Annotated in this window: 10 protein-coding genes and 1 pseudogene; 7 read left to right on the top strand and 4 right to left on the bottom strand. The window is 37.0% G+C overall.

What is annotated here, in order from left to right; all coding sequences use genetic code 11:
- Window positions 1-351: pseudogene (locus TE34_RS10660) on the bottom strand (IS4 family transposase); the annotation flags it as partial.
- A 315-nt stretch (window positions 352-666) separates the two neighbouring features.
- On the opposite strand from TE34_RS10660, the gene TE34_RS10655 reads away from it, so the two are divergent.
- Both TE34_RS10655 and rlmD read left to right on the top strand, forming a co-directional pair.
- Window positions 667-1,584, top strand: coding sequence for a diacylglycerol kinase (locus tag TE34_RS10655; RefSeq protein ID WP_047984795.1), 918 nt, complete (start codon window positions 667-669; stop codon window positions 1,582-1,584).
- Between the two features lie 66 nt (window positions 1,585-1,650).
- The gene (rlmD, locus tag TE34_RS10650) at window positions 1,651-3,033 is read left to right on the top strand and encodes a 23S rRNA (uracil(1939)-C(5))-methyltransferase RlmD (RefSeq protein ID WP_047984794.1); all 1,383 of its coding nucleotides are present in this window, start codon (window positions 1,651-1,653) and stop codon (window positions 3,031-3,033) included.
- 219 nt (window positions 3,034-3,252) lie between these two features.
- On the opposite strand, the gene TE34_RS10645 is transcribed toward rlmD, so the two are convergent.
- A complete protein-coding gene (locus TE34_RS10645; RefSeq protein ID WP_047984793.1) occupies window positions 3,253-3,600 on the bottom strand; it encodes a winged helix-turn-helix transcriptional regulator in 348 nt (115 codons plus the stop codon).
- A gap of 118 nt (window positions 3,601-3,718) precedes the next feature.
- Here TE34_RS10645 and TE34_RS10640 point away from each other — a divergent pair, with 118 nt between their 5' ends.
- Genes TE34_RS10640 through TE34_RS10630 form a run of 3 tightly spaced genes read left to right on the top strand, consistent with a single transcriptional unit; the run spans window position 3,719 to window position 6,446 of the window.
- On the top strand, window positions 3,719-4,774 hold the full coding sequence (locus tag TE34_RS10640) for an LLM class flavin-dependent oxidoreductase (RefSeq protein WP_047984792.1): 1,056 nt from the start codon (window positions 3,719-3,721) through the stop codon (window positions 4,772-4,774).
- Window positions 4,775-4,809: 35 nt separating this feature from the next.
- Window positions 4,810-5,877: an LLM class flavin-dependent oxidoreductase gene (locus TE34_RS10635; RefSeq protein WP_047984810.1), complete on the top strand. Its 1,068-nt coding sequence runs from the start codon at window positions 4,810-4,812 to the stop codon at window positions 5,875-5,877.
- Between the two features lie 2 nt (window positions 5,878-5,879).
- The gene (locus TE34_RS10630; RefSeq protein ID WP_047984791.1) at window positions 5,880-6,446 is read left to right on the top strand and encodes an NADPH-dependent FMN reductase; all 567 of its coding nucleotides are present in this window, start codon (window positions 5,880-5,882) and stop codon (window positions 6,444-6,446) included.
- Window positions 6,447-6,566: 120 nt separating this feature from the next.
- On the opposite strand, the gene TE34_RS10625 is transcribed toward TE34_RS10630, so the two are convergent.
- Together TE34_RS10625 and TE34_RS10620 are read right to left on the bottom strand one after the other, a co-directional pair.
- Window positions 6,567-6,914, bottom strand: coding sequence for a spore coat protein (locus TE34_RS10625; RefSeq protein WP_047984809.1), 348 nt, complete (start codon window positions 6,912-6,914; stop codon window positions 6,567-6,569).
- A 31-nt stretch (window positions 6,915-6,945) separates the two neighbouring features.
- Complete coding sequence (locus tag TE34_RS10620; protein ID WP_047984790.1) at window positions 6,946-7,215, bottom strand: hypothetical protein; 270 nt, start codon at window positions 7,213-7,215, stop codon at window positions 6,946-6,948.
- Window positions 7,216-7,435: 220 nt separating this feature from the next.
- Between TE34_RS10620 and TE34_RS10615 the strand changes: the two genes are divergently transcribed.
- Window positions 7,436-8,401 carry a tRNA dihydrouridine synthase gene (locus TE34_RS10615; protein WP_047984789.1) on the top strand — a complete coding sequence of 322 codons (966 nt, stop codon included), beginning with the start codon at window positions 7,436-7,438 and terminating at the stop codon, window positions 8,399-8,401.
- A gap of 234 nt (window positions 8,402-8,635) precedes the next feature.
- Window positions 8,636-9,028 (top strand): DoxX family protein, encoded by a 393-nt coding sequence (locus TE34_RS10610; RefSeq protein WP_047984788.1) that lies wholly within the window; start codon window positions 8,636-8,638, stop codon window positions 9,026-9,028.
- Window positions 9,029-9,043 lie beyond the last annotated feature (15 nt).

Below are 9,043 nucleotides of genomic sequence, written 5' to 3'. Positions count from 1 at the left end.
CCGAAACCCCATGAAGGTATTGTAGGAATTTCTTTTGTAGTACCAGTCCACAATAGTATCTAATAAAAATATAAAAGCCTCTGGTTTAACCTTCTTCCTCGCCTCACAAAAGGCCTGTTTACTTACTGTTACCTCCTTTTTATTAAGAATTTTAAAGAAGTCATCCAGTTCAATCTGAATGCTCTTCTTTACAAAATTAAGCATAAATAACAATGTGCTTGTAAAACTCAACTTGTTTTGCCCTTCACGGGTAAAATAGGTTGGTTTGGATCGTGATTCACACTTAAAAATATAGTCATGAATGACGTTCCGAGTTACCTCAATAGCCTCTAAAAACATACTTTTCCCCATAAAAAATCACCACTTCATCGTTGATATACCTAAAAAATCGGTATTCAAATCGATTATTGTGGTGATTTTAAAAAGTCAAGTGCTTTTTGGCATATTTTGGTTATTTTTTGTCTTTTTTAATTCATTTACATATTTTGTCATCTTAGCTTGATGACATTGGGACTGTCCCCCTAAAGACTACTTTTTTGCGAAAAACTTTTCAAAGGCGTAAAATATGGCTATGATAGGAATGCATGAAAATTTATCCAACTAATAAAAGCTATACTATTAAATAGATTTTACGCATAATGTAACATTGGAGAGGGGACATGTTAGATGAAAAGAGCCCGTATCATATATAATCCAACATCTGGCCGAGAGGCATTTAAGAAAGAGCTCCCAGCAGTATTAGAAAAATTCGAAATAGCAGGATATGAGACATCAGCACACGCAACTACTGGTGAAGGTGATGCTATTAATGCTGCACGTATAGCAGTGGAACGCGGGTATGATTTGGTAGTTGCTGCTGGTGGAGATGGTACTATAAATGAAGTTATTAATGGTCTTGCAGAACAAGAATATCGACCAAAATTAGGAGTTATTCCAGTAGGTACAACGAATGATTTTGCAAGGGCTTTGACCATTCCGCGTGACAGTATCCAAAAGGCTGTCGATGTAATTGTAGAGGGGCATTCTAAACTCTTAGATATTGGAAAAGTAAATGATCAATATTTTATTAATATAGCGGGTGGCGGAAAGCTTACCGAGTTAACCTATGATGTCCCAAGTAAGCTTAAAACTATGCTGGGGCAATTAGCTTATTATGCCAAAGGGATTGAAATGTTACCTTCCTTAAAGCCAGCACAAGTAAAAATTGAATATGATGGAAATATTATAGAAGAGGACATCATGCTATTTCTAATATCGAATACCAACTCGGTAGGTGGATTCGAGAAATTAGCTCCAGATGCTTGTCTGGATGATGGCTACTTTGATCTATTAATTCTCAGGAAGACAAACCTTGCTGAGTTTATACGCATTGCGGGACTGGCATTAAGAGGGGCGCATTTAGAAGATAAACATGTCATTTATGCAAAAGCAAAGCATATAAAAGTGACACCATTGGATAAAATGCAGCTAAATATTGATGGAGAATATGGTGGACTTCTACCAGGTGACTTCCGTAACTTACAGCAACATATCGAGTTTTATGTTCCAGAATCCTATTTAAATAAAGAGGAGACTACTGAATAATAGGTAGTCTCCTTTGTTCATGATAAGATAGAAGTCAACAAATCGTTCGTAAAGGAAGATACATATATGGCTAAATTCACACCAGTAAAAAAGAATGAAACAATAACCATTCGTTTTGAAGATTTAACACATGAAGGGAATGGTGTCGGTAAGATAGATGGATATCCTCTCTTTGTTCCATACGGTCTGCCAGGAGAAGAAGCTACTGTCAAAGTAGTGAAAGTAAATAAAAACTTTGGCTTTGGAAAACTGCTAGAAGTGAAAAATCCAAGCCCAGAACGAGTAGAACCCCCGTGTGATGTGTTTTATAAATGTGGAGGTTGCCAGATCCAACATATGAGCTATAACCTTCAGCTCTCCATGAAGCAACAACAAGTGAAAAATGTGATGCGAAAGGTAGCGCATCTAGACCATGTTCCTATTCATCCGACAATTGGAATGGACGATCCTTGGCGTTACCGAAATAAAGTAGCAATTCCCGTCGGTGAAAAAGATGGGGAGTTAATTACAGGCTTTTACCAAATGCGTAGCCATAACATTATTGAGGATATGGATACGTGTATTGTACAAGAGGATTTAAATGATCGAATGGTGGAAGCGGTAAGACGCATTGCCAATCAAGTTGGAATTGAAGCTTATGATGAGAAAAGCCATTCCGGTGTGCTAAGACATATCATGGTCCGAACAGGTCAAGAAACAAAAGAAACAATGATTGTCTTAATCACAAGAACGAAGGAATTGCCACATGCAAAAGAATTTATCCGGGAGTTAACGGAAACTTATCCGAATGTGAAATCTATTATTCATAATATCAATCCAGCGAAAACGAATGTTATTCTTGGTGAGAAGTCGAAGGTACTTTGGGGACAGGAATATATTTATGATTCCATCGGTTCTATTCGTTTTGCGATTTCAGCGAAGTCCTTCTATCAAGTGAATCCAACGCAAACGAAGAAGCTTTATGAAAAAGCTTTGGAATATGCTGCAATTGATGAAGAAGATACGGTGATTGATGCCTATTGTGGAATCGGAACTATTTCCTTATTCTTAGCTCAAAAAGCGAAAAAAGTATACGGCGTAGAAGTTGTTCCCGAGGCGATAGAAGATGCGCGTGTCAATGCAAAATTAAATGGTATGACAAATGTAGAGTTTGAAGTTGGAACGGCGGAGGAAGTCATGCCGAAGTGGAAAGAAGATGGCTTGAAGCCAGATGTTATCGTTGTCGATCCACCTCGTAAAGGCTGTGATGAAGGACTCTTAAACGCCATGCTAGAGATGGGACCAAAACGAATTGTGTATGTTTCCTGTAATCCATCCACCCTTGCTCGTGATTTACGTATCTTAGAAGATGGTGGATATGAAACAAAAGAAGTGCAACCAGTTGATATGTTTCCGCAAAGTATGCATATTGAGAGTGTGGCTTGGTTGGAGAAGAGAGTGTCTACCTAAATTAAACATCTCCTAATCAAAATAAACATTACCAATACAGATCCGGTTTTCGTGAAAATAAACATTTCCGAATTCTGGATCTTTTTCATGCCCATTCCTTGTCTTTACTCGGTTTTCTCTTCTTTCCATTACGCAACACTATAGTAGAACTCTATATTAAACTGTTTAATTCATGGTTTAACGGGATTTGTAATTCTATCTCTATTTGTACCAATTATTTTAACTGCTTTTAGTAATCTGTTTTCTTTGTTTACGAAGTGCATGTCTTGTACCCCACTCATGCATAGAAACCAAAATTGGTTCTAATTCCTTTCCATATTCAGTGATCGAGTACTCGACTTTTGGCGGAACTTGTGGATATACAACTCGATTAATAATATCTTCTTCTTCCAACTCTCGTAAATGCTTCGTTAACATCTTCTGTGTAATTTCTGGGATACTACGTTTCAATTCACTGAACCTCATCGTCCCATTTTTCAATAAATGTAATAAAATAACAGGCTTCCATTTTCCCACAATAATATCTAAAGCATCATCTACTCGACATAAATCCGGATCTATATTCATGTTTACACCTCCAATAGTATCCTTTTGTATACTATACCACTTTTAAGTGCGTACTTCTTTATTTTACCTTTACTAATTATAATAGCATTATAGACAGAGATTTGAAAGGGGGATTTCAATGGGGGAGATTAAAAACAATAATAGTACCGGTATGGAACTAGGTATATATACATTGGGAGATTATCTATTACCAAGAGGAAATGAAAAAACGATGACTGAATATCAGCGAATTAAAGATATGGTTAACATGGCTAAAATTGCTGAGGATGTAGGATTAGATGTATTTGGAGTAGGTGAAAGTCACCAAGAACGTTTTGTTGCTTCTACTCCACAAACCATACTGGCTCATATTGCTGGGGTTACGAATAAAATTAAGTTAATTAGTGCTTCTACGGTATTAAGTACACTTGATCCAGTAAGGGTGTATGAAGACTTTTCCACGTTGGATTTACTATCTGATGGACGAGCTGAAATTGTAGCTGGCAGGGGTTCACGTTATGGTGCTTATCAACTATTTGGATATGATTTAAATGACTTTGATGAATTATTCGAGGAAAAGTTTGAGCTTTTACTACAATTAAATGATGAACAACCCATTACATGGAATGGAAAATTCCGTCCAGCTTTAAATAGTGTTCAAATTTATCCTAAACCGCTAAATGGAAAACTGCCTATCTGGCGTGCTGTTGGACAACATTTTGCAAGTGCTATTCAGGCAGGCAAAATGGGTGTTCCCATGAACTTAGCGGCACTTTATGGAGCATCAAGTGTATTTGAAAAAAGAGTCACCGCATATAGAAATGCAGCTCAAGAATCAGGACACGACCCTAAAAAACTTCCGATTGGAGTTGCAACTATGATGTATATCGATAAAGATTCACAAACAGCATTTAAAGATTATTACGCCTATCTAAATAATACATTTAGCCAATTAAGAGGTGTAGATTTTCCGAAAGAGCAATATAGACAAGCGACTAACATAAAAAATTCAATCATGGTAGGCAGTCCACAACAAATTGTAGAAAAAATTTTATACCAACATGAACTGTTTGGACACCAACGGTTTATTGTCCAAATGGACCATGGAAATATACCTTATAAAAAAGTGGTCGAAATGATTGAGATGTTTGCAACCGAAGTGGTACCTGCAATACGAAAAGCAACGAGACAGTAATTCAAAATAACGAAAGAAGGTTAATCATAATGGGAATGGAAAAATACCGAATTGATGAAAGTAAAGGATTAGAGTTTGGAATATATACATTAGGAGATCATATACAAAATCCAGCGACGGGAAAACGTATTTCGGCACAGCAACGAATTAAAGAAATTATAGAAATGGCGAAGTTGGCAGAACAAGCAGGAATTGATTTCTTTAGTGTCGGTGAAAGTCATCAGGAATATTTTACAACACAGGCACACTCGGTAGTCTTATCTGCAATTGCACAAGCAACAGAAAAAATTAAACTCGGAAGCTCAGCAACGATTATCAGTACATCAGACCCAGTCAGAGTTTATGAAGATTTTTCTACCATTGACTTGATTTCAAATGGCCGTACAGAAATTATTGCAGGCCGTGCTTCTCGGATAGGGTTGTTTGAGCTGTTAGGCTATGATGTCCGAGATTACGAAGAGTTATATGAGGAAAAGTTTGAGTTGTTATTAAAGATTAATGAAGAAGAAGTGGTTAATTGGGAAGGGAAATATCGTGCTCCATTACGGAATGCAGAAGTTATTCCCCGACCAGTAGAAGGCTCGCTTCCAATCTGGCGTGCAGTTGGTGGACCTCCAGCAAGTGCAATCAAAGCAGGTTTTCAAGGTGTACCGATGTATTTAGCCAATTTGGGTGGACCAGCATCCTCATTCAAAATGTCGGTTGATGCATATCGTGAAGCGTTAAGACGTGCTGGACATAATCCTAAAGATTTCCCAATAGCTACAGCAGGTTGGTTCTACGCAGCGGAAACGACCCAACAAGCAATGCAAGAAGCATATCCACATATTGATATTGGATTACGATTAATCAATGGACAGAGCTATCCGAAACAACAATTTGCTCAAGCTCAAGATACAAGGAGTGTCATGAATATTGGCAGCCCGCAGCAAATTATTGAAAAGATTCTCTATCAGCATGAAACGTTTGACCATCAACGATACATCGCTCAAATGGATTTCGGTGGTGTACCATTTGATAAATTAATGAAAAACATTGAACTGATTGGGAATGAAATTTTACCTGCAGTTAAGAAATATACAGCTAAAGGCAAGGAGGACTAAAAATGAAAGTAGTCGGTTTATCCGGTTCTAAAGTGGGCTCAAAAACAAGGACAGCTATGGACTATACTATAAAAGCACTTATAGAGCAGTATCCTGATATTGAAGTGACATTAATTGATTTAGCAGAATATGATGTGCAATTTAGTGATGGTCGTGACTACAGGGAATATGAAGGCGATACAAAATATGTAGCAGAAATGATAATGGATGCTGATGCGATTATTATTGGAACACCTATCTTTCAAGCGTCCATACCTGCAACATTAAAGAATATATTTGATTTGCTTCCTGAAAAAGCATTTCGTGACAAGGTTGTCAGTATGCTGGTTACAGCAGGTTCACCTAAGCATTATTTAATCGCGGAACAACAACTAAAACCAATATTGTCTTATATGAAGGCACAAGTCGTTCAGACATATGTATTTATGGAAGAAAAGGACTTTTATCGAAAAGAAATCGTTAATGATGATATCATTTTCCGGATTCAACGATTAGTAGAAGATACTGTTGTTTTAAGCGAAACTTATACTAACATTCGGAAAGCGAAGGAAGAACAGTACGGATTCTAAGTCAATAGGAAAAGAAGGGGTGTTGCTAACGTGAATTACAGTAAATATTCCATAAAGTTAAATCCTTCTTCAAAAAATCCTACTTTAAGCAATTAAGTAGGATTTTTATTTCTCTTAAATCTATTGAATCGTCCCTTGATATGGGAATTGATTCATATAGCCTTGATGCTGTTGTAAAGATTGCTGGATTTTTTGTGAATCTTCTGCTTCAAGCTTGTACCATCCTTTTTGAAACATAAGATTATACAAATCATGCTGCATATTTTGTGTTTCAGTGAAAATCTGAAGCAAATCTTCATAAAGATGTTGATGGCTTGCTTCATTTAAGGCAGTTGAATAGGAATTCGTCATATATTTTTCCATCGCTAGTATGTCATTAACAAAATCACGTTCATTCATCTGTGGAGATTTTGGAACTTGAGTAATAGGGTTTTGTATGGTTGTTTGATTTTGATTTTGGTTTTGCATATTTGAATTTGTCACGTCTTTGCTCCTTTCTTTATTGTGTAATCGTGTTACTGGATTGCTTTTCTTCCAGGTGTGCTAGAAGCTTACTATAATGTCTTTGATGCATTTGCCCGCAAGCATCTAGTTTGTTTTTGATTTGTTGGTCTTGACATTGTGATGCTGCATGATGTGCTTTTTTCATTGCTAGTAAATTCCATGCTAGCATGTCATTAATATAAGAAAAATCCTTTGTTGTAATAACATGGGGCGGTTGCTGCATAATCGGTTGTTGGTTTTGTTGGCCCATTTGTTGATTTTGCAAGTGTAATCCTCCTTTAATATATTTTAACGTTAGTTTGTTCTCGTAGATTGTTTTTATGTACCCTAGCAAAATGAAGTGGGGACAAGCATTTGTTGATCTATATCTAACGCTTGTAAACCATGGTAATTCTGTTATAATAATCGAGCATAATATAGCTTAAGTGCTAGGTATCACCACAGTGCTTTAGCACCTCTTGAATGAAAGGATTGTAACTTTAATTATGAAGGATAACTTTTGGCGTGAATTACCACGACCGTTTTTTATATTAGCACCTATGGAAGATGTGACAGATGTTGTTTTTCGACATGTTGTAAGTGAAGCAGCCAGACCTGATGTGTTTTTTACAGAGTTTACAAACACGGAGAGTTATTGTCATCCAGAAGGACAGCAGAGTGTACGTGGGCGTTTGACTTTTACAGAGGATGAACAACCAATTGTAGCTCATATATGGGGAGATAAGCCTGAATTCTTCCGGCAAATGAGTATTGGCATGGCTGAGCAAGGTTTTAGTGGGATCGATATTAATATGGGCTGTCCTGTAGATAATGTCGCAGAGAACGGAAAAGGATGCGGCCTCATCCGCCGTCCGGAAGTTGCAGCAGAGCTAATACAAGCAGCAAAAGCTGGTGGATTGCCAGTAAGTGTGAAAACAAGGCTCGGCTATACTGAAGTAGACGAATGGCGCGACTGGTTAACACACATCTTGAAGCAAGACATTGTGAATCTTTCCATCCATCTGCGTACTAGAGAGGAAATGAGTAAAGTAGATGCTCATTGGGAGCTAATTCCAGATATCAAAAAGCTTCGCGATGAAGTGGCTCCAAATACACTGTTGACAATCAATGGAGATATTCCTGATCGTCAGACTGGCCTGAAACTTGTTCAACAGTACGGTGTGGATGGGGTGATGATTGGGCGTGGTATTTTTAAAAACCCATTTGCCTTTGAAGTAGAGCAGAAAGAGCATGGCAGTAAGGAATTGTTAGATCTGTTAAGATTACATCTGGACCTCTTTGACAAATACTCCAAGTTAGAACCGCGGCCATATGGTCCTCTTCGTCGTTTCTTTAAGATATACGTCAAGGGATTTCGAGGAGCAAGTGAGCTAAGAAATCAGTTGATGAGCACTGGGTCAACTGATGAAGCACGCGCATTGCTTGATGACTTTGAGCAGAATTCCAATTGAAAAAAGAACCATATTAGATAGGCCCTGATTAACAAATATTATTTTTGTTTAGCAGGGCCTTTTGTTTATGAATAATTAAGGAAAGCAACACAAGTTGTTGTATTAAGTAACCTGTTTATTAATATGTGTTCACCAATAATTAGTAATTAATAAGTTACTTATTTGACATTACATTATAATTATATTATAGTAAGTTACGTTAAGTAACCAACTTAGAAAAAGGAGCGTAAAGAAATGAAAAATAAAGAAATAGGGAAAGTTATTTTAAGGGTAGTATTAGGTATTACATTCTTCATTCATGGATTATCTAAATTCCAAGGTGGAATTTCAAATACAGTAGGTTATTTTGATAGTCTTGGGATTCCTGGTTTTCTTGCCTATGCAGTTGCAGGAATTGAGTTAATCGGTGGTATTGCTCTTGTATTAGGTATTGGAACGAGAATCATTGGATTATTATTTGGAGTAATTATGTTAGGAGCTATTTTTACAGCGAAACTTTCACTTGGTTTCCTAGGTGACGGACAGATGGCAGGATACGAACTTGAATTGGCATTATTTGCAATGTCTGTTTACTTCATATTTGCTGAAAAATCGGTCTTTTCATTAGAACATAAACTATTTAACTAATGGTGTATTAGGAGG

Source organism: Ornithinibacillus californiensis (genome assembly GCF_001038485.1).
In the GTDB taxonomy this organism is placed as follows: domain Bacteria; phylum Bacillota; class Bacilli; order Bacillales; family Amphibacillaceae; genus Ornithinibacillus; species Ornithinibacillus californiensis.
This window is presented reverse-complemented; position numbering and strand designations above follow the sequence as displayed.

Coding starts and splice junctions, on each gene's coding strand:
- TE34_RS10655 (WP_047984795.1), top strand. CDS start 667: ATGAAAAGAGCCCGTATCATATATAATCCAACATCTGGCCGAGAGGCA.
- rlmD (WP_047984794.1), top strand. CDS start 1,651: ATGGCTAAATTCACACCAGTAAAAAAGAATGAAACAATAACCATTCGT.
- TE34_RS10645 (WP_047984793.1), bottom strand. CDS start 3,600: ATGAATATAGATCCGGATTTATGTCGAGTAGATGATGCTTTAGATATT.
- TE34_RS10640 (WP_047984792.1), top strand. CDS start 3,719: ATGGGGGAGATTAAAAACAATAATAGTACCGGTATGGAACTAGGTATA.
- TE34_RS10635 (WP_047984810.1), top strand. CDS start 4,810: ATGGAAAAATACCGAATTGATGAAAGTAAAGGATTAGAGTTTGGAATA.
- TE34_RS10630 (WP_047984791.1), top strand. CDS start 5,880: ATGAAAGTAGTCGGTTTATCCGGTTCTAAAGTGGGCTCAAAAACAAGG.
- TE34_RS10625 (WP_047984809.1), bottom strand. CDS start 6,914: ATGCAAAACCAAAATCAAAATCAAACAACCATACAAAACCCTATTACT.
- TE34_RS10615 (WP_047984789.1), top strand. CDS start 7,436: ATGAAGGATAACTTTTGGCGTGAATTACCACGACCGTTTTTTATATTA.
- TE34_RS10610 (WP_047984788.1), top strand. CDS start 8,636: ATGAAAAATAAAGAAATAGGGAAAGTTATTTTAAGGGTAGTATTAGGT.